Source organism: Klebsiella aerogenes (assembly GCA_029027985.1).
GTDB lineage: Bacteria > Pseudomonadota > Gammaproteobacteria > Enterobacterales > Enterobacteriaceae > Klebsiella > Klebsiella aerogenes_A.
Genome location: CP119076.1, coordinates 4,923,047 through 4,949,955, shown reverse-complemented (window position 1 = coordinate 4,949,955; position 26,909 = coordinate 4,923,047). Strand labels below are relative to the sequence as shown.

27 protein-coding genes are annotated in these 26,909 nt (G+C 53.8%); 10 read left to right on the top strand and 17 right to left on the bottom strand.

Annotated elements, in window-relative coordinates; translation table 11 throughout:
* Window positions 1-619: 619 nt before the first annotated feature.
* From rpmH to PYR66_23415, 9 genes are all read left to right on the top strand, one after another.
* Window positions 620-760: a 50S ribosomal protein L34 gene (gene rpmH, locus PYR66_23455; protein WEF28162.1), complete on the top strand. Its 141-nt coding sequence runs from the start codon at window positions 620-622 to the stop codon at window positions 758-760.
* Between the two features lie 15 nt (window positions 761-775).
* On the top strand, window positions 776-1,135 hold the full coding sequence (gene rnpA / locus PYR66_23450; GenBank protein WEF28161.1) for a ribonuclease P protein component: 360 nt from the start codon (window positions 776-778) through the stop codon (window positions 1,133-1,135).
* Window positions 1,099-1,356, top strand: coding sequence for a membrane protein insertion efficiency factor YidD (yidD, locus tag PYR66_23445; GenBank protein WEF28160.1), 258 nt, complete (start codon window positions 1,099-1,101; stop codon window positions 1,354-1,356). The genes rnpA and yidD overlap by 37 nt, the downstream gene beginning before the upstream one ends.
* 2 nt (window positions 1,357-1,358) lie before the next feature.
* On the top strand, window positions 1,359-3,005 hold the full coding sequence (gene yidC / locus PYR66_23440) for a membrane protein insertase YidC (GenBank protein WEF28159.1): 1,647 nt from the start codon (window positions 1,359-1,361) through the stop codon (window positions 3,003-3,005).
* A 75-nt stretch (window positions 3,006-3,080) separates the two neighbouring features.
* Window positions 3,081-4,445: a tRNA uridine-5-carboxymethylaminomethyl(34) synthesis GTPase MnmE gene (gene mnmE / locus PYR66_23435; protein ID WEF28158.1), complete on the top strand. Its 1,365-nt coding sequence runs from the start codon at window positions 3,081-3,083 to the stop codon at window positions 4,443-4,445.
* A gap of 166 nt (window positions 4,446-4,611) precedes the next feature.
* On the top strand, window positions 4,612-5,796 hold the full coding sequence (locus PYR66_23430) for an MFS transporter (protein WEF28157.1): 1,185 nt from the start codon (window positions 4,612-4,614) through the stop codon (window positions 5,794-5,796).
* Window positions 5,765-6,724, top strand: coding sequence for an HTH-type transcriptional regulator YidZ (gene yidZ / locus PYR66_23425; GenBank protein WEF28156.1), 960 nt, complete (start codon window positions 5,765-5,767; stop codon window positions 6,722-6,724). The genes PYR66_23430 and yidZ overlap by 32 nt, the downstream gene beginning before the upstream one ends.
* Window positions 6,725-7,034: 310 nt before the next feature.
* The gene (locus tag PYR66_23420; GenBank protein ID WEF30535.1) at window positions 7,035-7,619 is read left to right on the top strand and encodes a hypothetical protein; all 585 of its coding nucleotides are present in this window, start codon (window positions 7,035-7,037) and stop codon (window positions 7,617-7,619) included.
* A 37-nt stretch (window positions 7,620-7,656) separates the two neighbouring features.
* A complete protein-coding gene (locus PYR66_23415; protein ID WEF28155.1) occupies window positions 7,657-8,223 on the top strand; it encodes an NAD(P)H-dependent oxidoreductase in 567 nt (188 codons plus the stop codon).
* A 46-nt stretch (window positions 8,224-8,269) separates the two neighbouring features.
* Here PYR66_23415 and PYR66_23410 read toward each other — a convergent pair whose 3' ends face one another.
* On the bottom strand, window positions 8,270-9,607 hold the full coding sequence (locus PYR66_23410; GenBank protein ID WEF28154.1) for an NCS2 family permease: 1,338 nt from the start codon (window positions 9,605-9,607) through the stop codon (window positions 8,270-8,272).
* Window positions 9,608-9,777: 170 nt separating this feature from the next.
* Here PYR66_23410 and yieH point away from each other — a divergent pair, with 170 nt between their 5' ends.
* Entirely contained in the window at window positions 9,778-10,443 is a 666-nt protein-coding gene (gene yieH / locus PYR66_23405) for a 6-phosphogluconate phosphatase (protein WEF28153.1), read from the top strand.
* An 89-nt stretch (window positions 10,444-10,532) separates the two neighbouring features.
* Here yieH and phoU read toward each other — a convergent pair whose 3' ends face one another.
* The 16 genes from phoU to atpI all read right to left on the bottom strand — a co-directional run bounded on the left by phoU (window position 10,533) and on the right by atpI (window position 26,608).
* Entirely contained in the window at window positions 10,533-11,258 is a 726-nt protein-coding gene (phoU, locus tag PYR66_23400) for a phosphate signaling complex protein PhoU (protein WEF28152.1), read from the bottom strand.
* 49 nt (window positions 11,259-11,307) lie between these two features.
* Entirely contained in the window at window positions 11,308-12,081 is a 774-nt protein-coding gene (pstB, locus tag PYR66_23395) for a phosphate ABC transporter ATP-binding protein PstB (GenBank protein ID WEF28151.1), read from the bottom strand.
* Between the two features lie 46 nt (window positions 12,082-12,127).
* Window positions 12,128-13,018, bottom strand: coding sequence for a phosphate ABC transporter permease PstA (gene pstA, locus PYR66_23390; protein ID WEF28150.1), 891 nt, complete (start codon window positions 13,016-13,018; stop codon window positions 12,128-12,130).
* Window positions 13,018-13,977, bottom strand: a complete 960-nt coding sequence (gene pstC, locus PYR66_23385; GenBank protein WEF28149.1) for a phosphate ABC transporter permease PstC — start codon at window positions 13,975-13,977, stop codon at window positions 13,018-13,020. The genes pstA and pstC overlap by 1 nt, the downstream gene beginning before the upstream one ends.
* Before the next feature lie 121 nt (window positions 13,978-14,098).
* Window positions 14,099-15,139: a phosphate ABC transporter substrate-binding protein PstS gene (gene pstS / locus PYR66_23380; protein ID WEF28148.1), complete on the bottom strand. Its 1,041-nt coding sequence runs from the start codon at window positions 15,137-15,139 to the stop codon at window positions 14,099-14,101.
* A gap of 487 nt (window positions 15,140-15,626) precedes the next feature.
* A complete protein-coding gene (glmS, locus tag PYR66_23375) occupies window positions 15,627-17,456 on the bottom strand; it encodes a glutamine--fructose-6-phosphate transaminase (isomerizing) (GenBank protein WEF28147.1) in 1,830 nt (609 codons plus the stop codon).
* Window positions 17,457-17,643: 187 nt separating this feature from the next.
* Window positions 17,644-19,014, bottom strand: coding sequence for a bifunctional UDP-N-acetylglucosamine diphosphorylase/glucosamine-1-phosphate N-acetyltransferase GlmU (glmU, locus tag PYR66_23370; protein ID WEF28146.1), 1,371 nt, complete (start codon window positions 19,012-19,014; stop codon window positions 17,644-17,646).
* Between the two features lie 711 nt (window positions 19,015-19,725).
* The gene (locus tag PYR66_23365; protein WEF28145.1) at window positions 19,726-20,145 is read right to left on the bottom strand and encodes a F0F1 ATP synthase subunit epsilon; all 420 of its coding nucleotides are present in this window, start codon (window positions 20,143-20,145) and stop codon (window positions 19,726-19,728) included.
* Window positions 20,146-20,165: 20 nt separating this feature from the next.
* On the bottom strand, window positions 20,166-21,548 hold the full coding sequence (gene atpD / locus PYR66_23360; GenBank protein ID WEF28144.1) for a F0F1 ATP synthase subunit beta: 1,383 nt from the start codon (window positions 21,546-21,548) through the stop codon (window positions 20,166-20,168).
* 26 nt (window positions 21,549-21,574) lie between these two features.
* Window positions 21,575-22,438, bottom strand: coding sequence for a F0F1 ATP synthase subunit gamma (gene atpG, locus PYR66_23355; GenBank protein WEF28143.1), 864 nt, complete (start codon window positions 22,436-22,438; stop codon window positions 21,575-21,577).
* A gap of 50 nt (window positions 22,439-22,488) precedes the next feature.
* A complete protein-coding gene (gene atpA, locus PYR66_23350) occupies window positions 22,489-24,030 on the bottom strand; it encodes a F0F1 ATP synthase subunit alpha (GenBank protein WEF28142.1) in 1,542 nt (513 codons plus the stop codon).
* 12 nt (window positions 24,031-24,042) lie between these two features.
* On the bottom strand, window positions 24,043-24,576 hold the full coding sequence (gene atpH, locus PYR66_23345) for a F0F1 ATP synthase subunit delta (GenBank protein ID WEF28141.1): 534 nt from the start codon (window positions 24,574-24,576) through the stop codon (window positions 24,043-24,045).
* Window positions 24,577-24,590: 14 nt separating this feature from the next.
* A complete protein-coding gene (gene atpF, locus PYR66_23340) occupies window positions 24,591-25,061 on the bottom strand; it encodes a F0F1 ATP synthase subunit B (protein ID WEF28140.1) in 471 nt (156 codons plus the stop codon).
* Window positions 25,062-25,115: 54 nt separating this feature from the next.
* Entirely contained in the window at window positions 25,116-25,355 is a 240-nt protein-coding gene (atpE, locus tag PYR66_23335; protein ID WEF28139.1) for a F0F1 ATP synthase subunit C, read from the bottom strand.
* Window positions 25,356-25,403: 48 nt separating this feature from the next.
* A complete protein-coding gene (atpB, locus tag PYR66_23330; protein WEF28138.1) occupies window positions 25,404-26,219 on the bottom strand; it encodes a F0F1 ATP synthase subunit A in 816 nt (271 codons plus the stop codon).
* Between the two features lie 8 nt (window positions 26,220-26,227).
* A complete protein-coding gene (gene atpI / locus PYR66_23325; protein ID WEF28137.1) occupies window positions 26,228-26,608 on the bottom strand; it encodes a F0F1 ATP synthase subunit I in 381 nt (126 codons plus the stop codon).
* Window positions 26,609-26,909 lie beyond the last annotated feature (301 nt).

Sequence of the window (26,909 nt, the reverse complement as noted above, 5' to 3'; positions counted from 1 at the left end):
GGCGGACTCCACTCGAACATAAAATCGATATAAAAGAAAAACTGAAACAATCGTGATTGTTGGCACACGTCGACAAGACCCTGCATTAGCCGAAAAGCCCCTGCACAAAAGGGGTGACGTGCGAACCGCTATTTGCGGTTTTACCCGGAGCGGATCCGTGGATCGCGATCGGGACCGGGGATCATAGCCTAAACTGAGAAAGAGATCTTGTGTTTCTCAACAGATTCTTCCCGATTTATCCACAGGAGGATCGAAACCGGGTAAGTGTAATCGATCCTGGCGAGAGTGCGGCACGATTTCGCCCACATATTGGAAAAATTAATGAACTATACTGGCTTTGGACTGAATCGATCTAATAAAGATCCTTTACGATCCTTGCGCTTTACCCGCCAGCCCGTATAATCCCCCACCCGGCGCGTAATGCCCGTTTTCGTAACTCGTCTCAGCTTATTTTTTGTGCGGCAAGGTGCGAGAAATAAGGAAAGAGAATTGACTCCGGAGTGTACAATTATTACAATCCGGCCTCTTTAATCACCCACGCTGAGGCGTAAGTCGTTCGATGTTCGTTCGGGTCTACGCAAAAGTCAGTGAAATTATTCAAGTTTAGGTAGAAATCGCCATGAAACGCACTTTTCAACCGTCTGTACTGAAGCGCAACCGTTCTCACGGCTTCCGTGCTCGTATGGCTAATAAAAATGGTCGTCAGGTTCTGGCACGTCGTCGTGCTAAAGGCCGCGCTCGTCTGACCGTTTCCAAGTAATAAAGCTAACCCTGCGTGGTTAAGCTAGCATTTCCCAGGGAGTTACGTTTGTTAACTCCCAGTCATTTCACTTTCGTCTTCCAGCAGCCACAACGGGCTGGCACGCCGCAAATCACCATCCTCGGCCGCCTGAATTCGCTGGGGCATCCCCGCATCGGTCTTACCGTCGCCAAGAAAAACGTTAAACGCGCGCACGAACGCAATCGGATTAAACGTCTGACGCGTGAAAGCTTCCGTTTACGTCAACATGAACTCCCGCCAATGGATTTCGTGGTGGTGGCAAAGAAAGGGGTTGCCGACCTCGATAACCGTGCTCTCTCGGAAGCGTTGGAAAAATTATGGCGCCGCCATTGTCGCCTGGCTCGCGGGTCCTGATAGGCCTTATTAGGGTCTATCAGCGCCTGATTAGTCCGCTACTCGGGCCGCACTGTCGTTTCACGCCGACCTGTTCTCAATACGGAATTGAGGCATTGCGCAGGTTTGGAGTGATAAAAGGCAGTTGGTTGACGGTGAAACGCGTATTAAAATGCCACCCTTTACACCCTGGTGGTGACGACCCCGTCCCGCCTGGACCATTTGATACCAGAGAACACTAACGATGGATTCGCAACGCAATCTTCTTATCATCGCTTTGTTGTTCGTGTCTTTCATGATCTGGCAAGCCTGGGAGCAGGACAACAATCCGCAAACCCAGCAGCAGACCACGCAGACTACGACCACAGCAGCGGGTAGCGCCGCAGACCAGGGCGTACCGGCCAGTGGCCAAGGGAAACTGATTACGGTTAAAACTGATGTGCTTGATCTGACCATCAACACCAGCGGTGGTGATGTTGAGCAAGCGCTGCTTCCGGCTTATCCGAAAGCGCTGAAATCTACCGAACCGTTCCAGTTACTGGAAACCACACCGCAGTTTATCTATCAGGCGCAGAGCGGCTTAACCGGTCGTGACGGCCCGGATAACCCGGCTAACGGCCCGCGTCCGCTGTATAACGCTGATAAAGATGCGTATGTACTGGCTGACGGCCAGGACGAAATCGTTATTCCGCTGACCTACACCGACAAAGCAGGCAACGTCTTCACCAAAACCTTCACCCTGAAACGCGGTGATTATGCGGTGAACGTCGGTTATAACGTGAAAAACGTCGGCGAAAAACCGCTGAAAGTCTCCTCTTTCGGTCAGCTGAAACAAACCGCAGCGCTGCCTTCGAGCCGCGATACGCAAACCGGCGGTCTGTCTACCATGCACACCTTCCGTGGTGCGGCGTACTCCACTGCTGATTCGAAATACGAAAAATACAAATTCGATACTATCGTCGACAACGAAAACCTGAACGTCAGCACCAAAGACGGTTGGGTAGCGATGCTGCAGCAGTATTTCACCACCGCGTGGGTGCCACAAAACAACGGTACCAACAACTTCTATACCGCAAACCTCGGCAACGGCGTTGTTGCTATCGGCTATAAATCACAGCCGGTACTGGTACAGCCAGGCCAAACCGACAAGCTGGAAAGCGTGCTGTGGGTTGGCCCTGCTCTGCAGGATAAAATGGCTGCCGTCGCGCCGCACCTGGATCTGACCGTCGACTACGGTTGGTTGTGGTTCATCTCCCAACCGCTGTTTAAGCTGCTGAAATTCATCCACAGCTTCCTCGGCAACTGGGGCTTCTCGATTATCGTCATCACCTTTATCGTTCGTGGCATCATGTACCCGCTGACTAAAGCGCAGTACACCTCCATGGCGAAAATGCGTATGCTGCAGCCGAAGATTCAGGCAATGCGCGAACGTCTGGGCGACGATAAACAGCGTCAAAGCCAGGAAATGATGGCGCTGTATAAAGCAGAAAAAGTGAACCCGCTGGGTGGCTGCTTCCCGCTGATTATTCAGATGCCTATCTTCCTTGCGCTGTACTACATGCTGAGCGCCTCGGTTGAACTGCGTCATGCGCCGTTTATCCTGTGGATCCACGACCTGTCTGCGCAAGACCCGTACTACATCCTGCCGATCATCATGGGCGCGACGATGTTCTTCATTCAGAAGATGTCGCCGACCACCGTGACCGACCCGATGCAGCAGAAGATCATGACCTTTATGCCGGTCATCTTCACGGTGTTCTTCCTGTGGTTCCCGTCTGGTCTGGTGGTGTACTACATCGTCAGCAACCTGGTAACCATCATTCAGCAGCAGCTGATTTACCGTGGTCTGGAAAAACGTGGCCTGCATAGCCGCGAGAAGAAAAAATCCTGATTCGGTTGAGCACGAGCTAAAATGGAAGGCGGTCGAATGACCGCCTTTTTTATTGCGACACAGTAGAGACAAACCATGAGCCATAACGACACTATCGTCGCCCAGGCAACCCCACCGGGACGCGGTGGTGTGGGCATTCTGCGTATCTCCGGCCTCAAGGCGCGCGATGTCGCGCAGGCGGTACTGGGCAAGCTGCCGAAGCCGCGCTATGCCGACTACCTGCCGTTCAAAGACAGCGACGGCAGCGCACTGGATCAGGGCATTGCGCTGTGGTTCCCGGGGCCAAATTCCTTTACCGGCGAAGATGTGCTGGAGCTCCAGGGACACGGCGGCCCGGTGATCCTCGACCTGCTGCTCAAACGCATTCTGACGCTGCCGGGTGTGCGTATTGCCAATCCGGGCGAGTTTTCCGAACGCGCGTTCCTCAATGACAAACTCGACCTGGCGCAGGCAGAAGCCATTGCCGACCTGATTGATGCCAGCTCTGAACAAGCCGCGCGATCGGCGCTCAATTCCTTACAAGGCGCGTTCTCCGCACGCGTTAACCATCTTGTGGAAGCACTCACTCACCTGCGCATCTACGTAGAAGCCGCGATTGATTTCCCGGATGAAGAAATTGATTTCCTTTCCGATGGCAAAATTGAAGCCCAGCTGAATGACGTTATCGCCGATCTCGACGCCGTCCGCGCCGAAGCCCGCCAGGGCAGCCTGCTGCGCGAGGGGATGAAGGTCGTGATCGCCGGGCGGCCAAACGCCGGAAAATCCAGCCTGCTGAACGCGCTGGCTGGCCGTGAAGCGGCGATCGTGACCGATATCGCCGGGACCACTCGCGACGTGTTGCGCGAACATATCCATATCGACGGCATGCCGCTGCATATCATTGATACCGCCGGTCTGCGCGATGCTAACGATGAAGTGGAACGCATCGGTATCGAACGCGCCTGGCAGGAGATTGAACAGGCCGATCGGGTGCTATTTATGGTCGATGGTACCACCACCAGCGCGGTTGACCCGGCGGAAATCTGGCCGGACTTTATCGAGCGCCTGCCGGCTAAATTGCCAATTACCGTGGTGCGCAATAAAGCCGACGTAACCGGCGAAGCGCTGGGCCTCAGCGAAGTGAATGGCCACTCACTGATCCGCCTGTCGGCCCGTACAGGCGAAGGCGTCGAGGTGTTGCGCAATCATCTTAAGCAGAGCATGGGCTTCGATACCAACATGGAAGGCGGCTTCCTCGCCCGCCGTCGTCACCTGCAGGCGCTGGAAGAAGCAGCGAACCATCTACAACAGGGTAAAGCCCAGCTGCTGGGCGCCTGGGCCGGAGAACTGCTGGCGGAAGAGCTGCGCCTCTCACAGCAGGCATTAAGTGAAATCACCGGCGAGTTTACCTCCGATGATCTGCTGGGACGGATTTTCTCCAGTTTCTGTATTGGTAAATAAGCGTCATTAGTAAGCATTGACTAACCCGCAATAACTTTCTGTTAATGCGGGTTTTTTATTCTCTTTAGCCTGTTTTTCCTTTCAGGAAAACAGTATTGTCCAAATGGCAACTCGTACTACCTGGCGCTAGCCACTATGCTGTACGCCATCTTATTGCGAGGGTTCTATGGCACGCTTTCTTATCTGCAGTTTTGCGCTGGTTCTGCTTTATCCATCCGGCATCGATATGTATCTGGTCGGGCTACCGCGCATCGCGCAGGATCTCGGCGCCAGCGAGGCGCAGCTGCATATTGCCTTCTCGGTCTATCTAGCAGGTATGGCCGCCGCAATGCTGTTTGCCGGGCGAGCGGCGGATAAATCCGGGCGCAAACCGGTGGCGATCTTCGGCGCCGTTATTTTCGTGCTGGCCTCGCTGCTCTGTTCACAGGCGCATACCAGCACCCACTTCCTGATCGGCCGCTTTATCCAGGGGATCGGCGCGGGAAGCTGCTACGTCGTCGCTTTTGCCGTCCTGCGCGATACGCTGGACGATCGCCGTCGCGCCAAGGTGCTATCGTTGCTCAACGGTATCACCTGCATCATCCCCGTCCTGGCGCCAGTGCTCGGCCACCTGATCATGCTGAAGTACCCGTGGCAGAGCCTGTTCTACACGATGACCGGTATGGGCGTGATCGTCGGTTTATTGTCGGTGTTTATCCTGCGCGAGACGCGCCCGGCTGCGCATCCCCAGACAGACGTACAGCACCATAGCGCTGGCGAGTCGCTGTTGAACCGCTTTTTCCTCAGCCGTATTATTATCACCACGCTCAGCGTTACCGCGATTCTGACCTACGTGAACGTTTCACCGGTTCTGATGATGGAAGAAATGGGCTTCGACCGCGGGACCTATTCCATGGCGATGGCGCTGATGGCGATGGTCAGCATGGCAGTCTCGTTCTCCACGCCGTTCGCTCTGACGCTGTTTAAGCCACGTACCCTGATGCTCACCTCGCAGGGGCTGTTCCTTACGGCAGGCGTGGTACTGAGTCTCGCCACCCGCCAGCCCATCACCATGGTGGGGTTGGGTATGATTTGCGCGGGTTTCTCGGTCGGCTTTGGTGTCGCGATGAGCCAGGCATTGGGTCCGTTCACGCTGCGGGCTGGCGTCGCCAGTTCCGCGCTCGGCATCGCCCAGGTTTGCGGCTCTTCACTGTGGATTTGGCTGGCTGCCATCATCGGGTTAAGTGCAATGAATATGCTGATCGGGATACTCATTGCCTGTAGCATAGTCAGTATTGTTCTGATACTGGTGGTCTCACCGGCGCGCGTGATGCAACATAATGAAGAAACCCCTGTCGAGTCTCGATCTTAACCTATTGTTATGCCTGCAGCTTCTGACCCAGGAGCGCAGCGTCACCCGCACGGCGAAACGGATGAACGTTTCGCCGTCGGCGGTAAGCAAGTCACTGGCCAAACTACGCGCCTGGTTTGATGATCCCTTGTTTGTCAAAACCCCGCTGGGACTGGCGCCGACGCCATTAATGAGCAGTATGGAGCAGGATCTTACCGACTGGATGCAGATGGGCAATCAGATCCTTGATAAGCCGCATCACGCCATGCCCAGCGGCCTGAAGTTCGAACTAGCGGCGGAATCGCCGCTACTAATGATTCTGTTCAACACCCTCTCCCAGCAAATTTATCAACGTTATCCACAGGCGCTGATCCGTTTACGCAACTGGGACTACGATTCACTGGATGCGATCATTCGCGGCGAGGTCGATATTGGTTTTTGCGGGCGGGAAACACATCCGCGTTCGCGCGAGCAGCTGAGCCTGCTGCCGTGGTACATCGATTTTGACGTCCTGTTTAGCGACCTACCGCAGGTATGGTTGCGCGCCGATCACCCCGCGCTCGATGAAGAATGGGATCTGGAGGCTTTTCTGCGCTATCCACACATCAATATCTGCTGGGAGCAGAGCGATACCTGGGCATTGGATGACGTGCTGCATGACCTGGGCCACAAGCGCACCGTTGCTCTGACCCTGCCCGGCTTTGAGCAGTCGCTCTTTATGGCTGCGCAACCGAATCACACCATGCTGGCGACTGCGCCGCGCTATTGTCAGCACTATAACCAACAGCACCACCTGCCGCTGGTTTCCCGTCCTCTCCCGCTGGAACCACAGCTGCTGGAAAAAATGCGCGTGCCGTTTACCCTGCTATGGCATAAGCGTAATAGCTATAATCCAAAGATCGTATGGCTCAGAGAGACCCTCAAGCAGCTATATTCCAACACCCTTTAGGCAAATTCCCCCGCTATCCTCACGTTGTTGCGCAAGAAATTGTAAAAGTCAGACATTATCCCTTCTCAAGGGGGAATTTCCGCATTAAAACCTGGTCATTGTGAGCGATAATATCATTCACAATTTTTATCTCTGACCATTAATCACGGAGCGACGAATGGCAACGCATTTCGCAAGAGGGATACTGAACACCAGGGAGCCGCTATCGACGCGTTTGTCGGCAGCATGTCATCAATCCGCACGTAACCTCCCCGAATACCGACAGAGCCGCTATCGCGCCTCGCGTTCATTGCTTGCTGAGCTGCTTTTTATGCTTTACGGCATCGGCGAACTGCCGGAAATCATCAGCGACGCCCATGGCAGACCCGCATTTCGCGACCCCCATCTTCCTCGTTTTTCCATCTCTTATGCCGGGAATATCGTCGGCGTGGCGTTGACGACGGAGGGCGATTGCGGCCTCGATATGGAACTACAGCACGCCTCACGCGGCGTGCATCCACTGCATACCGCCGATCGCTATATTTTCAATAGTAACGAGAATTTATGGATTAACATTCAGCACGATCCCGACGAAGCGCGCGCCCAGCTGGTGGCGCTGCGCCGCAGCGTGCTGAAACTCACTGGCGAAGCCCCGGTGCGGGTACAATTGCTGCCAGGTGCCGGCCGCTTACGTACCGCCGGAACCCAGCCGATCGAAGCCATCTGTGATGCAGAAACGCTGCTGGTGTGGTCAGTTGCCGTCACCCCGAATATCGGCCCGCTGAAGGTCTGGGAATTCGATGGCAAAGAGGGTTGGCATTGCCTGCCTGATGCGCAAACGCGGGCGAAAGAGACCGATGCGCGCCTGATGCGCTTCACCAGCCTACCGGTAGAAAAAGCATTCTCCCTCAACTGACCGGTTTAGCCGGCCATCATGATGCAAAGGAGCACTCATGTCTGATACGTTGAAAGTTGTTACGTTACTCGGAAGTCTGCGCAAAGGTTCTTTTAACGCCATGGTTGCGCGCACGCTGCCAGGCATTGCGCCTGCGGGCATGGAAATCTCCGCGCTGCCATCAATCGGCGATATTCCGCTATACGATGCCGATATCCAGCAGGAAGAGGGGTTCCCGCAGAGCCTGCAGGAGATCGCCAAACAAATCCGCGCCGCGGACGGCGTGGTGATCGTTACCCCGGAATATAACTATTCCGTTCCGGGCGGCCTGAAGAATGCCATCGACTGGCTCTCGCGCCTGCCGGAGCAGCCGCTTGCCGGCAAGCCGGTGTTGATTCAAACCAGCTCAATGGGCGCTATCGGCGGCGCGCGTTGCCAGTATCACCTGCGCCAGATTCTGGTCTTCCTCGATGCAATGGTGATGAACAAGCCAGAATTTATGGGCGGCGTGATTCAGAACAAGGTTGATCCACAGGCAGGCGAAGTGGTTGATCAGAGCACGCTCGATCACCTGCGCGGCCAGTTGACCGCATTTGGCGACTATATCCAGCGCGTGAAAGCATAAAAAAAAGCCCGGCAGCGATGCCGGGCTTGTTCATCATGCGCGGCAATTAATGCGCATCGATAAAGACGATTTTCAGCACGAACAACAGCGAGACGATAATCACGCAAGGGCTGAGGTCGCGCAGGCGGCCGGTACCTATCTTCATCACGCAGTAGGAGATAAAGCCTAAGGCGATACCTTCGGTGATCGAGAAGCTAAATGGCATCATCACTGCGGTAATAAACGCCGGAACCGCTTCCGTCAGGTCATCCCACTTCACGCGTGCCAGGCTTGAGGTCATCAGCACGCCAACGTAAATCAGCGCCCCTGCGGCGGCATAGGCCGGAACCATCCCCGCCAACGGCGACAGGAAGATGACCAACAGGAACAAGATACCGACGACAACGGCGGTCAGACCGGTACGTCCGCCAACGGACACGCCAGAAGACGACTCGATATAAGCCGTGACCGAAGAGGTGCCAATGAAGGAGCCAGCGACGGACGACACGCTATCAACGAACAGCGCTTGCTTCATGCGCGGGAATTTACCCTGCGCATCTGCCAATCCGGCTTTATCGGTGACGCCAATCAGCGTACCAGAGGAGTCGAACAGGTTAACCAGCATGAACGAGAAGATCACGCCCGCCAGACCGAGGTTCAGCGATCCGGCCAAATCAACCTGACCCACAACAGAGGTCACGCCTGGCGGCGCGGAGACGATACCGGTGTAGTGTACATCGCCCAGCATCCACCCCAGCAGCGTAGTGACCACGATGGAGACCAGCACAGCGGCATGAATATTACGCGATGCCAGGATAGCGATAATAAAGAATCCGAGCACGCCCAGCAGCACGCTGTGGGAGGTCAGGTTGCCGATGCTGACCAGCGTATCCTGGTTGGCGACGATAACGCCGGCATTCTTCAGGCCCATCATGCCGATAAACAGGCCAATACCGCTGGTGATACCCACGCGCAGGCTCACCGGAATATTCGCGATCATCCAGTAGCGCACGCGGAAGAGAGTCAGCAGCAGCAGGCCGACGGCGCCCCAGAAAATCGCCCCCATCCCAACCTGCCACGGCAGTCCCATCGCCTGAACCACGACAAAAGCGAAGAAGGCGTTCAGACCCATCGCCGGCGCCAGCGCGACCGGCAGGTTCGCGAACAGCCCCATCAGGATGCTGCCAAAGGCCGCAATCAGACAGGTGGTCACAAAGACAGCGCTGGTATCCATACCCGCCACGCCAAGAATTTGTGGGTTCACGAAGACGATGTAGACCATCGTCAGAAACGTGGTGAAACCGGCGATCGCTTCAGTGCGCACCGTAGTGCCGTGCTCGCGCAGTTTAAATACGCGCTCCAGCAGACCCTGGCCAGAAGACTGGCTGGTTTGTTGTTGACTCATTATCGGTTTCCGAACGTAAAGGAGGGAAAATTCGACGCTATCCTATACCAAATTGCGGCACCCGGCGCGGTTGTATGGTAATTTTTTTCATTTATTTTGCTTATACGGCAACGATTGCGTCGCGCCATTCAGCATTACGAAAACGTTAAACTTGTTAAATTGGAAATAGTATGACCCAACCACAAGCAGTATTTTTCGATTGTGACGGCACGCTGGTCGACAGCGAAGTGATTTGCTCACGCGCCTACGTTCACATGTTCAAGGAATTTGGCATTACTCTGGATCTGGCGGAGATTTTTAAACGCTTCAAAGGCGTTAAGCTGTACGAAATCATCGACACCATCAATGCCGAATACGGCGTTAATCTGCAGAAAGAGGCCCTGGAGCCGGTTTACCGCGCCGAAGTCGCTCGTCTGTTCGATAGCGAGCTGGAGGTGATTTCCGGGGCTGAGGCGCTGCTGGACGCGGTTAAAATCCCGATGTGCGTGGTCTCTAATGGCCCGGTTAGCAAAATGCAGCACTCGCTGGGCAGAACCCAAATGCTGCACCATTTTCCCGATCGCCTGTACAGCGGCTATGATATCCAGCGCTGGAAGCCAGACCCGGCCCTGATGTTCCATGCGGCAGAAGCCATGCAGGTGAGTGCTGAAAACTGTATCCTGGTAGATGACTCCAGCGCTGGCGCCCAGTCAGGGATCGCCGCCGGTATGGAAGTGTTTTACTTCTGCGCCGATCCGCACAACCAACCGATCGATCATCCAAAAGTGACGACCTTTACCGATTTGGCTGAACTGCCAGCATTATGGAAAGCGCGCGGGTGGGATATAACTCGTTAAGCTCCCGGCGTCGCTACGCTCGGCCAGGCTACAGTGTCGAACGATCCTGTAGCCCCGGCAAACGTAATCCGGCCAGGGAGTCGCCGTGATTACTCTTTCGGGTCTTTACCCGCAAGCAGCTTATCCAGCTCGTCACCGCCAACGTGACGGAAGTCCTGACCTTTGACGAAGTAGAAAATATATTCACAGATATTCTGGCAACGGTCGCCGATACGCTCGATTGAGCGCGCGCAGAACAGCGCGGTCAGTACGCTTGGGATAGTACGCGAGTCTTCCATCATGTAGGTCATCAACTGACGCACGATACCTTCATATTCCTGGTCGACTTTCTTATCTTCGCGGTAGATACGTACCGCTTCGTCGAGATCCATACGCGCAAACGCATCCAGTACATCATGCAGCATCTGTACGGTATGGCGACCGAGAGACTCCAGGCTGACCAGCAGAGGCTGGTGCTGCTGCGAAAACTTCTCCAGCGCGGTGCGACAGATTTTATCCGCCACGTCGCCGATACGTTCCAGCTCAGCGATAGTTTTGATGATTGCCATCACCAGGCGTAGGTCGCTGGCGGTTGGCTGGCGTTTAGCGATGATGCGCACGCAGGCTTCATCGATCGCTACTTCCATCATATTGACCTGCTTGTCGCCATCGATGACGCGCTTCGCCAGGTCGCTATCCTGATTGTGCATCGCGGTGATCGCATCAGAAAGCTGCTGCTCCACCAGCCCACCCATGGTCATCACCTGGGTGCGGATATACTCCAGTTCGGCGTTGAACTGGCCGGAAATATGTTTATTAAGATTTAGGTTATCCATGATGTCTCCTGATTGCCCAACGGGTTAAAACCTGAAAGCAGATGGGCAATCAACCGTAGCGGCCAGTAATATAATCTTCAGTTTGTTTCTTCGCGGGCTTGGTAAACAGATCGTCCGTGTTGCTGAATTCAATCAGCTCGCCAAGATACATAAATGCCGTATGGTCGGAACAACGCGCAGCCTGCTGCATGTTGTGGGTAACGATAACGACGGTGTAATCCTGCTTCAGTTCGGTGATAAGCTCTTCAATGCGCCCGGTAGAGATCGGGTCCAGCGCTGAGCAAGGTTCATCGAGCAGCAGCACTTCCGGGCGAATCGCGATACCACGGGCGATACACAGACGCTGCTGCTGACCACCGGAGAGAGAATACCCGCTCTGGTGCAGTTTATCTTTGGTTTCATTCCATAATGCGGCTTTGGTCAACGCCCATTGCACGCGCTCGTCCATATCGGCACGAGACAATTTCTCAAACAGACGCACGCCGAAGGCGATGTTGTCATAGATGGACATCGGGAACGGCGTCGGCTTCTGGAATACCATCCCCACTTTCGCGCGCAGCAGCGCGATATCCTGGGTATTGGTGAGAATATTGTCGCCATCCAGCAGGATTTCGCCTTCCGCGCGCTGCTCCGGGTACAGTTCAAACATCTTGTTGAACGTACGCAGCAGGGTGGATTTACCGCAGCCTGACGGGCCGATAAACGCCGTCACCTGGTTTTTAGCAATATCCAGGTTGATGTTCTTCAGGGCATGGAATTTGCCGTAGTAGAAGTTCAGGTCACGAACTGAAATTTTACCCGGAGTCGCGTTCACCATACTCATCTCAATCTCTTCCTCGTTCGGCGCCGCTTAGGCAGCGCCGCAAAAATTAACTGTGTTTTTTCTTCGCGAAGACAACGCGCGCCAGAATATTCAGCAGCAAGACGCACAGGGTGATAATCAATACCCCGGCCCATGCCAGTTGCTGCCATTCCGCGAACGGACTCATGGCAAATTTAAAAATGGTCACCGGCAGGTTGGCGATCGGCTGCATCATATCGGTGCTCCAGAACTGGTTGGAGAGCGCGGTAAACAGCAGCGGCGCCGTCTCCCCGGCGATACGGGCGATAGCCAGAAGGATACCGGTCATAATGCCGGATACCGATGCTTTAAGGGTGATCGCGGAAATCATCTTCCATTTCGGCGTCCCCAACGCATAGGCCGCTTCACGCAGGCTATCCGGCACCAGCTTCAGCATGTTTTCGGTGGTACGGATAACGATAGGCACCTGCAGCAACGCCAGCGCGATAACGCCCGCCCAGCCAGAGAAGTGCTGCATCTGCGCGACCACGATGGTGTAAACGAACAGGCCGACAACGATAGACGGTGCAGAAAGCAAAATGTCGTTGATAAAACGGATAATTTCCGCCAGCGCCGACTTACGGCCGTACTCCGCCAGATAAATCCCCGCCATGATGCCAAGCGGCGTACCGAAGACGGTCGCCCACAGGATCAGCAAGCCGCTGCCCGCCAGGGCGTTCGCCAGACCGCCGCCCGCGGTATTTGGCGGCGGCGTCATTTCAGTAAACAGCGCCAGGCTCATGCCGTCGATACCGCGAGTTACGGTCGACATCAGGATCCAGATAAGCCAGAACAAACCAAACGCCATAGTCGCCATCGACATGGTTAGCGCAATGCGGTTCTTCAGGCGACGTTTAGCCTGCATTTTACGGCGGGATTCCGCCAGCTCAGCGGTAGTTTGCAATTCGATCGTCGCCATTAGCGCGCCCCCTCGTTCTTCGCGAGACGCATAATCATCAATTTAGACGCCGCCAGAACAATAAAGGTAATCACGAACAGGATCAGACCCAGTTCCATCAGCGCCGCCACGTGCAGCCCGCTTTCCGCTTCCGCGAACTCGTTAGCCAACGCGGAGGTGATGCTGTTGCCCGGCATATACAACGAAGCGCTGTCGAGCTGGTAGGTGTTGCCGATGATAAAGGTCACCGCCATGGTTTCACCCAGCGCACGCCCCAGACCGAGCATAACACCACCGATCACCCCGTTTTTGGTGAATGGCAACACGATGCGCCAGATCACCTCCCACGTAGTGCAGCCGATACCATAAGCGGATTCTTTCATCATCACCGGCGTCTGCTCGAAGACGTCGCGCATAACGGCGGCGATATAAGGAATGATCATGATGGCCAGGATAACCCCGGCTGCCAGAAGACCGATACCAAACGCCGGGCCGGAAAAGAGCGCGCCGACAAACGGGATCGTCGAAAGAATATTGCCGACCGGTTCCTGGAAGTAAGTCGCAAACAGCGGGGCGAAAATAAACAGACCCCACATGCCGTAAACGATACTCGGGATAGCCGCCAGCAGCTCAACGGCAATCCCCAGCGGACGTTTCAGCCAGGCAGGGGAGAGCTCAGTCAGGAACAGAGCGATACCGAAGCTAACCGGAACGGCGATCAGTAGCGCAATAATTGAGGTAACCAGGGTCCCGTAAATCGGTACCAGTGCCCCGAAAATTTCGTTCGGCGCATCCCACTCTTTGGTCCACAAGAAGGAAAAGCCAAATTTCTGAATACTTGGCCATGAAGAGATGATAAGGGAAACAATGATGCCACCCAGCATCAATAGCACAATCAGCGCAGCCAGTCTGACCAGCGCGCTGAAAATCATGTCACCCTTTTTCCCCGGAGGGTTGAATGCCGGCTTGGTTGCAGCCATAGATTACTCTTTAAGTTCGGGCCCAAAAGGCCAGCATTTTACTGACCTTATGGGCAAAGGTAATGCTATACCCTAAATAATTCGAGCTGCAGGACGTAGCCGGCGGCTCGATACGCGGGTATTAGTACAGCGCTTTACCGCTGCTGTCTTTCACGTTGGTTTTCCATGCAGCGCGAACCTGCTCAACCACGCTATCCGGCAGGCTGGCGTAATCCAGCGCATTGGCTTCTTTGCCGCCGTTTTTGTATGCCCAGTCGAAGAACTTCAGCACTTCAGCGATCTGTTCCGGCTTGTTGGAAGCCTTGTGAACCAGGATGAAGGTGGTCGAAGTGATCGGCCAGGCATTCTCACCTTTCTGGTTAGTCAGATCCTGAGCAAAGGATTTGCTCCAGTCGATACCCTTCGCCGCATTAGCGAAGTTGTCTTCAGTCGGGCTTACCGGCTTGCCGTCAGCAGACAGCAGCTTGGTGTAAGCCAGGTTGTTCTGCTTAGCGTAAGCGTATTCAACATAACCGATAGAGCCCGGCAGACGCTGAACAAAGGCCGCAACACCGTCGTTACCTTTACCGCCCAGACCTGTCGGCCAGTTGACGGTTGAGCCTGCGCCGATCTTCGATTTCCACTCTTCGTTAACTTTCGCCAGGTAGCTGGTGAAGACGAAAGAGGTACCGGAACCATCCGCGCGGCGCACTACTGCGATATTCTGTGCCGGCAGCTTCAGACCTGGGTTGAGTTTAGCGATCGCTTCGTCATCCCATTTTTTGATTTTACCCAGGTAGATATCGCCCAGGGTTTTACCATCCAGCACCAGCTCGCCAGATTTAATGCCCGGCAGGTTAACCGCCAGTACGACACCGCCGATAATGGTCGGGAACTGGAACAGGCCTTCCTGAGCCAGTTTGTCATCAGACAGCGGAGCATCAGAAGCGCCAAAATCAACGGTGTTAGCGATAATCTGCTTAACGCCGCCGGAAGAACCAATACCCTGGTAGTTAACTTTATTACCCGTTTCTTTCTGATAGGTATCAGCCCATTTGGCATACACCGGCGCAGGGAAAGTACCACCTGCGCCAGTCAGGCTTGCCGCTGCGAATGCAGAGAAAGCGCTCATCGATAAGGTCGCGGCGACAACTGTTGCGACGGTGGTACGCATAACGTTCATAATGTCTCCTGCTGGGATTCGTAAACCATTGTTTCGAAGCTATGGTGAGCAAAATAGGACAAAGAGGTGACAGTAAAATGTACGAACTATGACAGTTTTATGACAAACCAAAAGTGAGTGAGAAAAAACAAAATAAAAATAACAATATCAAAGCGTTATATTTTTGTTCTTTGGTCATATGACAGATACATTGCGCGGTTGCTGCCACCGCACCTGCATATCCCAATATAGCAAATGCGCTGGATGCTCCAGCCGTTGCAGCAGTAGCCCCTGCACCAATAATAAATACGCCTGCGGTTAATTTTTGTTACTACTGCATGAGTTATCTGATTACGCGATGGCGGTGTATTACCCATCCAACGAAAAAGTCATAAATTAATAACTGGCTTTCTGAAATAGGCCGCAAAAATAAAAAAATCCGATATCCCTTTACAGAGATACCGGATCCATATCAGCACTCAAAAGAGTGTCAATCCGAACAGCCTGATTACTCTACGGTTACTGACTTCGCCAGGTTACGCGGCTGGTCGACGTCGGTGCCTTTGATCAGCGCGACGTGGTAAGACAGCAGCTGTAGGGGTACGGTGTAGAAGATCGGCGCAATCACCTCTTCAACATGCGGCATCTCGATGATGTGCATATTATCGCTGCCGCTGAAGCCAGCATCGCCATCGGCGAAGACGTACAGCTCGCCGCCACGGGCGCGAACTTCTTCGATGTTGGATTTCAGTTTTTCCAACAGCTCATTGTTCGGCGCCACCACAATCACCGGCATTTCGGCATCAATCAGCGCCAGCGGGCCATGTTTCAGCTCGCCTGCCGCATAAGCTTCAGCGTGAATGTAGGAGATCTCTTTCAGCTTCAGCGCCCCTTCCAGCGCGATCGGGTACTGATCGCCGCGTCCAAGGAACAACGCATGATGCTTGTCAGAGAAACGTTCCGCCAGTTGCTCAATACGCTTATCCTGCGACAGCATCTGTTCGATACGGCTCGGCAGCGCCTGCAGACCATGTACGATATCCTGTTCGATAGCGGTATCCTGGCCTTTCAGACGCGCCAGTTTTGCCACCAGCATCAACAGCACGGTCAGTTGAGTGGTAAAGGCTTTCGTTGATGCCACACCAATTTCGGTACCGGCTTTGGTCATCAGCGACAGGTCAGACTCACGCACCAGCGAAGAACCGGGTACGTTGCAAATCGCCAACGAGCCGAGATAGCCCAGCTCTTTAGACAGGCGCAGCGCAGCCAGAGTATCCGCCGTCTCGCCAGACTGGGAGAGGGTGATCATCAGGCTGTTACGACGTACCGCTGATTTGCGATAGCGGAATTCCGAAGCGATTTCGACATCGCATGGTACACCGGCTAACGCTTCGAACCAGTAGCGGGAGACCATACCGGAGTTATACGACGTACCGCAGGCAACAATCTGGATATGCTCAACCTGCGACAGCAGTGCGTTGGCGTTCGGTCCCAGCTCGCTGAGATCGACTTCGCCATGGCTGATGCGCCCGGTCAGGGTGTTCTTAATCGCATTCGGCTGCTCGTAGATCTCTTTCTGCATATAGTGGCGGTAAATGCCTTTATCGCCAGCGTCATACTGCAGATTGGATTCGATATCCGGGCGGTTCACTTCCGCGCCTGATTTATCGAAGATCACGACCGAACGACGGGTGATTTCAGCGATATCGCCTTCTTCGAGGAAGATAAAGCGACGAGTCACCGGCAGCAGCGCCAGCTGATCGGAGGCGATAAAGTTTTCGCCCATTCCCAGACCAATCACCAGCGGGCTACCGGAGCGCGCCGCCAGCAGGGTACCCGGATCGCGGGTATCCATGATCACCGTACCGTAGGCGCCGCGCAGTTGCGGGATAGCGCGTAGGACAGCTTCACGCAGAGTACCACCCTGTTCCAGTTCCCAGTGCACCAGGTGCGCAATCACTTCGGTATCGGTCTCAGAAACGAAGACATAGCCGCGAGACTGCAGCAGAGCGCGCAGCGGCTCGTGGTTTTCGATGATCCCGTTATGGACCACCGCAATATGTTCAGAAACATGCGGGTGCGCGTTGCTTTCAGACGGCTCGCCGTGCGTCGCCCAGCGGGTATGGGCAATCCCGGTACCGCCATGCAGCGGTTGTTCTTCCACCGCCTGAGCCAGCATCTGAACTTTACCAAGGCGACGAACGCGGGTCATATGACCTTCGTTGTCGACCACTGCCAGACCGGCTGAGTCATAACCACGGTATTCCAGACGACGTAAACCTTCGAGAAGGATTTCAGCAATGTCACGCTGCGCAACTGCGCCAACAATTCCACACATAGTTAAATTTCCTGATAATGGCGATATGCCATGCGTTGTCGCTGACCTGTATTTGCCCGCGTTACGGGCGCCCCGAGCCTTGTAGAGAGTGGGGTTATTTTTATGGTACTGCCTGCGGACGGGGACCTATATTGATCCTCTCATCCTGATTCGCCGGGCGATTTATCCCCCGGCGACAATCAAAAAATTACTTCTTTTTCACCGGACGCTGCCAGCCCTGTTTATGGACCTGCGGCACACGACTTAACACCAGTTCATTATCGGCGATATTACGTGTGACGGTAGTGCCTGCGGCAATCGTCACCCCATTACCGACGCTAACCGGCGCCACCAGCTGGGTGTCCGAGCCGACAAAAACGTCATCGCCAATAATTGTTTTATGCTTGTTTGCGCCATCATAGTTACAGGTGATGGTGCCAGCGCCGATATTCACATTGTCGCCAATTTCCGCGTCGCCGAGATAGGAGAGGTGCCCGGCCTTCGAGCCTTTGCCCAGACGCGCTTTTTTCATTTCAACGAAGTTGCCGACGTGAGCGCCTTCCAACAGTTCAGCGCCCGGTCGCAGACGCGCGAATGGGCCGATAGTGCAGGCCGCCTGCAGTTGTGCATCTTCAACCACGCTATAAGGACTGATTTCACAATCATCGCCAATGGTGCTGTTTTTGATCACGCAGCCAGCACCGATCTTCACGCGATCGCCCAGTACGACGTTCCCTTGCAGAATAACGTTAGTATCAATTTCGACATCGCGGCCATGTTTCAACACGCCGCGCAGATCGAAGCGCGCCGGATCGCGCAGCATCACGCCTGCTAACAACAGTTTTTCCGCCTGCTCCGACTGATAAACACGTTCCAGACGCGCAAGCTGAAGGCGGTTATTGACCCCTTCAACTTCGCTCAAACGCTGAGGATGAACCGCAACGATCTCGTGACCTTCCTGATGCGCCATCGCGATAATATCGGTGATGTAGTATTCGCCCTGGGCGTTATTATTGGTGAGCCTCGCCAGCCAACGTTTTAAGTCCGCGCCGTTAGCAACCAGAATCCCGGTATTGATTTCCTCAATCTGGCGCTGCGCCTCGCTGGCATCTTTGTGCTCAACGATCCCCGTCACCTGCCCGTTCTCACGCGTGATACGGCCATAACCGGTTGGATCATCCAACTTCACCGTCAGCAGACCAATGCCGCCCTGCGGTTTTGCGGCACGCAGGCGTTGCAGTGTTTCGACGGAGATAAGCGGGACATCGCCGTAGAGCATCAGGACATCTTCATCATCATTGAAGAACGGTGCCGCCTGCTGCATCGCGTGGCCGGTGCCGAGCTGGTCCGCCTGCAACACCCATTTCAGGTTATCTTCATGCAGTGTTTGACGCAGTAGATCACCGCCGTGGCCATACACCAGGTGTACGGCACAAGCGCCTAAATCTTTAGCCGCATCAATGACGTGCTGCACCATAGGCTTCCCAGCCAAAGTATGCAGCACTTTAGGAAGATCGGAATACATGCGGGTCCCTTTGCCTGCGGCAAGGATAACCACGCTCATCGCACTGTTTGACATACGCATCCTGACAGCTGTTAGAACGAAAAGTAAAAGCCTTTCACGTTGAAATTGCTACATATTTTTCATCATGAAACGAGACGCGGAGAAAACGTCCAGGCTCAATGCAATACACCATTTTAGGGCGCTATTTTTAACCACCGCAAAACAGTTTAACGCTGAAAAACGATGATATAGAAGGTAACGGTCAGCTATCTCACTGCTTTTGCTGTTTTTTTGCCACCTGAATAAAGCAGCAACATTTTGCCGTTTTTACCGGCACACGGTAAGTTTGCAACCTGACAGAATTTTAGCCTGCCGCAGGCGGGGAAGGTCAATGAGTTTGGGCCGGAAAGTGATTAATGAGATGAATAAAAAGCAAAAAGGCCACACTCAGGTGGCCTTTTACCGCGGTTTCACATCGCATGTGTTGTCGTTTTGATGAGCGATACTGCGTGAAAGTCGCGTGGATAGCGCGATGATTAGAAGCTCAGGGCGCTAAATTTGGCGATGATTTTATGGATCAGTTTCATGATGGTTTCCAGATTGCAGGTGCGATTCAATAACGCTATTTTTTGTGATTTACATCACAAAAATGAGTCTACGCTTCATCATTTAACTAATCAATAACAATTAAGAGTGAGTCGTACTTTTTTAAACCGTTTTCCGTTGCCGAGCAGCAATAAAAAAGCCAGTCTGTCGCCAGACTGGCTTTTAGCTTTCAAGCCGGTGTTACATCGCTTTTTTGGTCAATTCGATAACGCGCAGTTTAGCGATCGCTTTGGCCAGTTCCGCGGACGCCTGAGCGTAATCCACGTCGCCGTGAGAGCTCTTAATGTGCTCTTCCGCTTTACGTTTCGCTTCCAGGGCTCGCGCTTCGTCGAGGTCCTGACCGCGAATTGCCGTATCGGCCAGAACGATCACGTTGCCCGGTTGCACTTCAAGAATGCCGCCGGACAGGTAGATAAACTCTTCGTGACCGAACTGTTTAACGATGCGAATCATACCAGGCTTAATGGCGGTGAGCAGCGGCGCGTGACCCGGGAAAATACCCAGTTCACCTTCGCTACCCGTTACCTGGATTTTCTCGACCAGGCCAGAGAACATTTGTTTCTCTGCGCTGACGACATCCAGGTGGTAAGTCATTGCCATATCACCCTCCGATTAAGGCGTTAAAGTTTTTTGGCTTTTTCCACGGCTTCGTCGATGGAACCGACCATGTAGAACGCCTGCTCCGGCAGGTGATCGTATTCGCCTTCCATGATGCCTTTAAAGCCACGGATGGTGTCTTTCAGCGAAACGTATTTGCCCGGGGAACCGGTAAATACTTCGGCTACGAAGAACGGCTGGGACAGGAAGCGCTGGATCTTACGAGCGCGCGCTACCACCAGTTTGTCTTCTTCAGACAGTTCATCCATACCCAGGATGGCGATGATGTCTTTCAGTTCCTGATAACGCTGCAGCAGGGACTGTACGCCACGCGCGGTGTCGTAGTGTTCCTGACCAACAACCAGCGGATCCAACTGACGGCTGGTGGAATCCAGCGGGTCAACTGCCGGGTAGATACCCAGAGACGCGATCTGACGGCTCAGTACCACGGTTGCGTCAAGGTGCGCAAAGGTGGTTGCTGGAGACGGGTCAGTCAAGTCATCCGCAGGTACGTATACCGCCTGAACGGAGGTGATAGAACCGGTTTTGGTGGAGGTGATACGTTCCTGCAGAACGCCCATCTCTTCCGCCAGAGTCGGCTGATAACCTACCGCTGAAGGCATACGGCCCAGCAGTGCGGATACTTCCGTACCGGCCAGGGTGTAACGATAGATGTTATCGACGAACAGCAGAACGTCACGACCTTCGTCACGGAATTTCTCAGCCATGGTCAGGCCGGTCAGCGCAACGCGCAGACGGTTTCCCGGCGGCTCGTTCATCTGGCCGTAAACCAGGGATACTTTATCCAGAACGTTGGAGTCGGTCATTTCGTGGTAGAAGTCGTTACCCTCACGAGTACGCTCACCAACACCTGCAAACACAGAGTAACCGGAGTGCTCGATCGCGATGTTACGGATCAGCTCCATCATGTTTACGGTTTTACCCACGCCCGCACCGCCGAACAGACCGACTTTACCGCCCTTAGCGAACGGACACATCAGGTCGATAACTTTGATGCCGGTTTCCAGCAGTTCCTGAGAGCTGGACAGCTCTTCATAGGAAGGCGCCGCGCGGTGGATAGCCCAACGCTCTTCTTCACCGATGTCGCCTTTCATATCGATCGGCTGACCCAGGACGTTCATGATACGACCCAGAGTCGCTTTACCTACCGGGACTTCGATCGGGTGCTCGAGGTCTTTAACTTCCAGACCACGACGCAGACCGTCAGAAGAACCCATGGCGATAGCACGTACAATGCCGCCGCCGAGCTGCTGCTGAACTTCCAGCACCAGGCTCTCATTACCATTCTGTACCTCAAGGGCATCGTACACGCGTGGTACGGCATCCTGAGGGAACTCGACGTCGACCACGGCGCCGATTACCTGGACAATCTTTCCAGTAGCCATCTTAAATCCTCTACGAAATAACCTGGTTAAACCGCGGCGGCCCCCGAGACGATCTCGGTGAGTTCCTGAGTAATGCTGGCCTGACGAGCTTTGTTGTATACCAACTGCAGCTCTTTAATCAGGCTGCCGCCATTATCGGTCGCGGCTTTCATCGCCACCATACGGGCGGCCTGCTCGCTGGCCAGGTTTTCTACCACGCCCTGATAAACCTGAGATTCCACATAACGACGCAGGAGGGTATCCAGCAGCGCTTTCGGATCGGGTTCATACAGGTAATCCCAGGATTTGCGTTTCAGATCACCCTCTTCTGAAGCCGGTAACGGCAGCAGTTGAGTGATGGTCGGAGCCTGAGACATGGTGTTAATAAATTTGTTGCTGACAACGTAAAGCTTGTCCAGACGGCCTTCATCGTAGGCCTGCAACATCACTTTTACCGGGCCGATCAGTTCGGACAGGGACGGGTTATCACCCATACCGGTCACCTGGGCCACAATATTGCCGCCCACGGAGTTAAAGAAAGACACGCCTTTAGAGCCGATCATTGCGAGATCGCACTGAACGCCTTTATCGGACCATGCTTTCATATCCGCCAGCAGTTTTTTGAACAGGTTAATGTTCAAGCCACCGCACAGACCACGGTCGGTCGACACCACCAGGTAGCCCACGCGCTTAACGTCGCGTTCTTCCAGGTATGGGTGCTTATATTCCAGATTACCGTTCGCAAGGTGACCAATCACTTTGCGCATAGTATCTGCATATGGACGGCTGGCCGCCATGCGATCCTGCGTTTTACGCATTTTGGAGGCGGCGACCATCTCCATCGCTTTGGTGATCTTTTGCGTGTTCTGGACGCTTGCGATCTTACTACGTATCTCTTTTGCGCCGGCCATGAGCTTCTCCTCAATGCCTTGCGGCCTGCCCTAAGGCAAGCCGCCAGACTTTACCAGGACTGGGTTGCTTTGAAGGAGTCGAGGATGCCTTTCAGCTTGCCTTCGATCTCGTCGTTATAGCCACCGGTCTGGTTAATCTCTTGCATCAGCGGAGCGTGGTCACGGTCAACGTAAGCCAGCAGAGCGGCTTCGAAGCTACCGATTTTCGCCAGTTCCACATCTTCGAGGTAACCGCGTTCAGCAGCGAACAGTACCAGACCCTGCTGTGCAACAGACATAGGGGCATACTGTTTCTGTTTCAGCAGTTCGGTCACTTTCTGACCGTGGCTCAGCTGCTTGCGAGTCGCTTCGTCAAGATCGGATGCGAACTGAGAGAACGCAGCCAGTTCACGATACTGTGCCAGAGCGGTACGGATACCACCGGACAGTTTCTTGATGATCTTGGTCTGAGCAGCACCACCAACACGGGATACGGAGATACCCGGGTTAACCGCCGGACGAATACCGGAGTTGAACAGGTTGGTTTCCAGGAAGATCTGACCATCGGTAATAGAAATTACGTTAGTCGGAACGAATGCGGAAACGTCACCAGCTTGCGTCTCGATAATCGGCAGTGCAGTCAGGGAGCCGGTTTTACCTTTAACTTCACCATTGGTGAACTTCTCAACGTATTCCGCGTTAACGCGGGATGCGCGCTCCAGCAGACGGGAGTGGAGGTAGAACACGTCGCCCGGGAATGCTTCACGTCCTGGTGGACGACGGAGCAGCAGGGAAACCTGACGGTAAGCAACAGCCTGTTTAGACAGGTCATCGTAAACGATCAGCGCATCTTCACCGCGGTCGCGGAAGTATTCGCCCATTGCGCAACCGGCATACGGCGCCAGGTATTGCAGTGCAGCGGATTCAGAAGCCGTCGCAACCACCACGATGGTGTTGGACAGTGCGCCGTGCTCTTCCAGTTTACGTACCACGTTAGAAATGGTGGACGCTTTCTGGCCGATAGCCACGTATACGCATTTGATGCCGGAATCACGTTGGTTGATGATCGCATCGATTGCCATCGCGGTTTTACCGGTCTGACGGTCACCGATGATCAGCTCACGCTGGCCACGGCCGATTGGAATCATGGCATCAACAGATTTGTAACCAGTCTGTACCGGCTGGTCTACGGATTGACGATCGATAACGCCCGGAGCGATAACTTCGATTGGCGAGAAGCCATCGTGCTCAACAGGACCTTTACCATCAATCGGCGCACCCAGGGTGTTCACCACACGGCCTAACAGACCACGACCGACCGGAACTTCCAGGATACGGCCAGTACACTTAACCTTCATGCCTTCGGCGAGGTCAGCGTACGGACCCATCACAACTGCACCTACAGAGTCGCGCTCCAGGTTCAGTGCGATAGCGTAACGGTTACCCGGCAGGGAAATCATCTCACCCTGCATACAATCGGCCAGGCCGTGGATGCGGATAACACCGTCACTTACAGAAACAATAGTACCTTCGTTGTGAGCTTCACTCACAACATTGAACTGAGCAATGCGCTGCTTGATCAGTTCGCTGATTTCGGTGGAATTCAGTTGCATGCTCCAGTCCCCTTAAGACTGCAAGACGTCTGCCAGGCGATCAAGACGGCCGCGTACGCTACCATCAATGACCATATCACCCGCACGGATGATAATACCTGCCATAACAGACTTATCGATTTTGCAATTCAGCTTAACTTTGCGTGACAAACGCTTTTCCATCGCGCCGGAGATCTTCACAAGCTGCTCTTCACTCAGTTGGTTGGCAGAAATAACATCTACCTCTGCGATAGCCTCACTGGCCGCACGCAGGTGAATGAACAGTTCGAGAACATCCGGGAGCACCTTCAGACGACCATTTTCAGCCATTACCCGAATCAGGTTCTGACCGTTTTCGTCGAGTTGCTCGCCGCAGATAGCGATAAACGCCTCTGAGAGCGTTTCCGGCGCCAGGGCACCGGAGAGAAGCTCTGCCATTTGTTCGTTTTTAGTCACTTCAGCGGCAAACGCCAGCATATCCTGCCAGCGCTCAACACTTTTGTGTTCGACGGCAAAGTCAAAAGCTGCTTTGGCGTAGGGGCGAGCTACCGTTACAAATTCAGACATCAGCCCCTCCCTCCTTACAGTTCAGCGACAAGTTTATCCACGATGTCGCTGTTAGCAGCTTCATCCACGGAACGTTCGATGATCTTCTCGGCGCCAGCAACAGCCAGGATAGCAACCTGCTTACGCAGTTCTTCGCGAGCACGTTTACGTTCGGCATCAATTTCAGCCTGCGCCTGTGCGACGATTTTAGTGCGTTCCTGTTCTGCTTCAGCTTTGGCTTCGTCCATAATCTGAGCACGACGCTTGTTCGCTTGCTCGATGATTACCTGGGCTTCCGCTTTCGCTTTTTTCAGCTGGTCGGTCGCGTTGGCCTGTGCAAGGTCCAAATCTTTCTTAGCGCGTTCTGCAGAAGCTAAACCGTCAGAAATTTCTTTCTGGCGCTTTTCGATGGCAGCCATTAAAGGCGGCCATACGTACTTCATGCAGAACCATACAAAGATAACAAACGCGATGGCCTGGCCGAGGATTGTTGCGTTCATATTCACAGCACAATACCTCTTTAATTAACTCTGTGGCTTAGGTTTCTTTCGAACAACTTACTACGCGACAGCAAACATCACGTACAGACCCAGACCTACAGCGATCATCGGGATAGCATCCACCAGACCCATAACGATAAAGAACTGAGTACGCAGCAGAGGAATCAGATCCGGCTGACGCGCTGCGCCTTCCAGGAATTTACCTCCGAGGATGCCGATACCGATCGCAGCACCGATTGCCGCCAGACCCATCATCACAGCGGCAGCCATGTACAGCAGATCCATATTCAGGTTTTCCATGACAGTCTCCAGTTTGTTTCAGTTAAAACGTAGTAGTGTTGGTAAAAATCAATGCTCTTCGGATGCCATCGACAGATAGACAATCGTCAGAACCATGAAGATGAAGGCTTGCAGCGTAATAATCAGGATGTGGAAAATGGCCCAAGGCACATTCAGAATCCACTGTGACCACCACGGCAACAGACCAGCAATCAGAATGAAAATCAGCTCACCGGCATACATGTTGCCGAACAGTCGCAGACCGAGAGAGACCGGTTTGGACAGCAGGCTTACCCCTTCAAGGATTAAGTTGACAGGAATGAACGCCCAGTGATTGAACGGCTGCATGGTCAGTTCTTTAACGAACCCACCTACGCCTTTCATTTTGATGCTGTAGAAAATAATCAGGATGAACACGCCAAGCGCCATCGACAGGGTGATGTTCACGTCAGCAGACGGAACCACGCGCAGTGCAGGCAGGCCGAAAATGTGTTCGCCGATGTAAGGAATCAGGTCGATTGGCAGCAGGTCCATCAGGTTCATCAGGAAGACCCAGACGAACACAGTAAGCGCCAGCGGCGCGATGACCTTGCTCTTGCCATGGTACATGTCTTTGACGCTGCCATGGACGAAGCCGATGATCATTTCGATGAAGGTTTGGAATTTCCCTGGTACGCCGCTGGTCGCTCTCTTAGCAACGCTACGGAACATGGCAAGGAACAGCAGACCGAGAACCACCGAGAAAAACATGGAGTCAATATTGAGCGTCCAGAAGGTGGCTGGGGGGTTGTGCGGATCCACCAGCGAGAATGTACGCAGGTCCAACTGAAGGTTGTTCAGATGGTGTCCTATGTAATCCTGCGGCGTCATATTTTCTGAAGCCATGATGCCTTTTACCCTTTGTTGTTAATTACAGCTGGAGCCAGAATTTGTACCACCAGCACCAAAACCCACGTCACTATCAGCGGCAAAAATACCACCTTGAAAACCGCCAGCGCCATCGCCAGAAGGGCGAAGGTCAGCAACACCTTGAATGCCTCGCCGAAAGCGAAGGTCCAGGCCACCCGGCCTTGTGCTGGTGTATGCGCCTGATGGCGCCAGGCAAAAATCATAAACAACGCGTTTGGCAACACTACCGCCAAACCTCCGCATACGGCGGAGATGCCCCAGAAGGGGTCTTTGAGGCTGAACAGCAGTCCACTTGCTATTACTGCCAGTAACTGAATAAACAGAAGCTTTCGAGCAACGTTTCGACTCACGAGCGACATAGACATCACGTTTTTACTCCTGCTTCCTTCGAGGTATGCCGCGTGTCGTATAAAACGTTCTTTAAGACAAAGAGTCAAGCGTCAAAAAGCGGACAAATTATACGGTGACAACACGTGAATTCAAACATTAAGTAGCAAAATAGTGAATAAATGTTTAATTATTTTCTGAGCGGCAACTTTTCATACATTTCGTCAATCTGTGAGGGATCAACCAGAAGTGCAAATAATGAGAAATCACGGCGATTAAAGCGTGCATTAGATCACATAATAAACATTTTCGGCGGAATCGAATTAATTCTGTACATAA

Coding starts and splice junctions, on each gene's coding strand:
- pstC (WEF28149.1), bottom strand. CDS start 13,977: ATGGCTGCAACCAAGCCGGCATTCAACCCTCCGGGGAAAAAGGGTGAC.
- glmS (WEF28147.1), bottom strand. CDS start 17,456: ATGTGTGGAATTGTTGGCGCAGTTGCGCAGCGTGACATTGCTGAAATC.
- atpH (WEF28141.1), bottom strand. CDS start 24,576: ATGTCTGAATTTGTAACGGTAGCTCGCCCCTACGCCAAAGCAGCTTTT.
- yidZ (WEF28156.1), top strand. CDS start 5,765: ATGAAGAAACCCCTGTCGAGTCTCGATCTTAACCTATTGTTATGCCTG.
- glmU (WEF28146.1), bottom strand. CDS start 19,014: ATGTCAAACAGTGCGATGAGCGTGGTTATCCTTGCCGCAGGCAAAGGG.
- rpmH (WEF28162.1), top strand. CDS start 620: ATGAAACGCACTTTTCAACCGTCTGTACTGAAGCGCAACCGTTCTCAC.
- PYR66_23365 (WEF28145.1), bottom strand. CDS start 20,145: ATGGCAATGACTTACCACCTGGATGTCGTCAGCGCAGAGAAACAAATG.
- atpD (WEF28144.1), bottom strand. CDS start 21,548: ATGGCTACTGGAAAGATTGTCCAGGTAATCGGCGCCGTGGTCGACGTC.
- PYR66_23415 (WEF28155.1), top strand. CDS start 7,657: ATGTCTGATACGTTGAAAGTTGTTACGTTACTCGGAAGTCTGCGCAAA.
- atpG (WEF28143.1), bottom strand. CDS start 22,438: ATGGCCGGCGCAAAAGAGATACGTAGTAAGATCGCAAGCGTCCAGAAC.
- atpA (WEF28142.1), bottom strand. CDS start 24,030: ATGCAACTGAATTCCACCGAAATCAGCGAACTGATCAAGCAGCGCATT.
- atpB (WEF28138.1), bottom strand. CDS start 26,219: ATGGCTTCAGAAAATATGACGCCGCAGGATTACATAGGACACCATCTG.
- yieH (WEF28153.1), top strand. CDS start 9,778: ATGACCCAACCACAAGCAGTATTTTTCGATTGTGACGGCACGCTGGTC.
- yidD (WEF28160.1), top strand. CDS start 1,099: ATGGCGCCGCCATTGTCGCCTGGCTCGCGGGTCCTGATAGGCCTTATT.
- PYR66_23430 (WEF28157.1), top strand. CDS start 4,612: ATGGCACGCTTTCTTATCTGCAGTTTTGCGCTGGTTCTGCTTTATCCA.
- pstS (WEF28148.1), bottom strand. CDS start 15,139: ATGAACGTTATGCGTACCACCGTCGCAACAGTTGTCGCCGCGACCTTA.
- mnmE (WEF28158.1), top strand. CDS start 3,081: ATGAGCCATAACGACACTATCGTCGCCCAGGCAACCCCACCGGGACGC.
- atpE (WEF28139.1), bottom strand. CDS start 25,355: ATGGAAAACCTGAATATGGATCTGCTGTACATGGCTGCCGCTGTGATG.
- pstB (WEF28151.1), bottom strand. CDS start 12,081: ATGAGTATGGTGAACGCGACTCCGGGTAAAATTTCAGTTCGTGACCTG.
- PYR66_23420 (WEF30535.1), top strand. CDS start 7,035: ATGCTTTACGGCATCGGCGAACTGCCGGAAATCATCAGCGACGCCCAT.
- phoU (WEF28152.1), bottom strand. CDS start 11,258: ATGGATAACCTAAATCTTAATAAACATATTTCCGGCCAGTTCAACGCC.
- atpI (WEF28137.1), bottom strand. CDS start 26,608: ATGTCTATGTCGCTCGTGAGTCGAAACGTTGCTCGAAAGCTTCTGTTT.
- pstA (WEF28150.1), bottom strand. CDS start 13,018: ATGGCGACGATCGAATTGCAAACTACCGCTGAGCTGGCGGAATCCCGC.
- yidC (WEF28159.1), top strand. CDS start 1,359: ATGGATTCGCAACGCAATCTTCTTATCATCGCTTTGTTGTTCGTGTCT.
- PYR66_23410 (WEF28154.1), bottom strand. CDS start 9,607: ATGAGTCAACAACAAACCAGCCAGTCTTCTGGCCAGGGTCTGCTGGAG.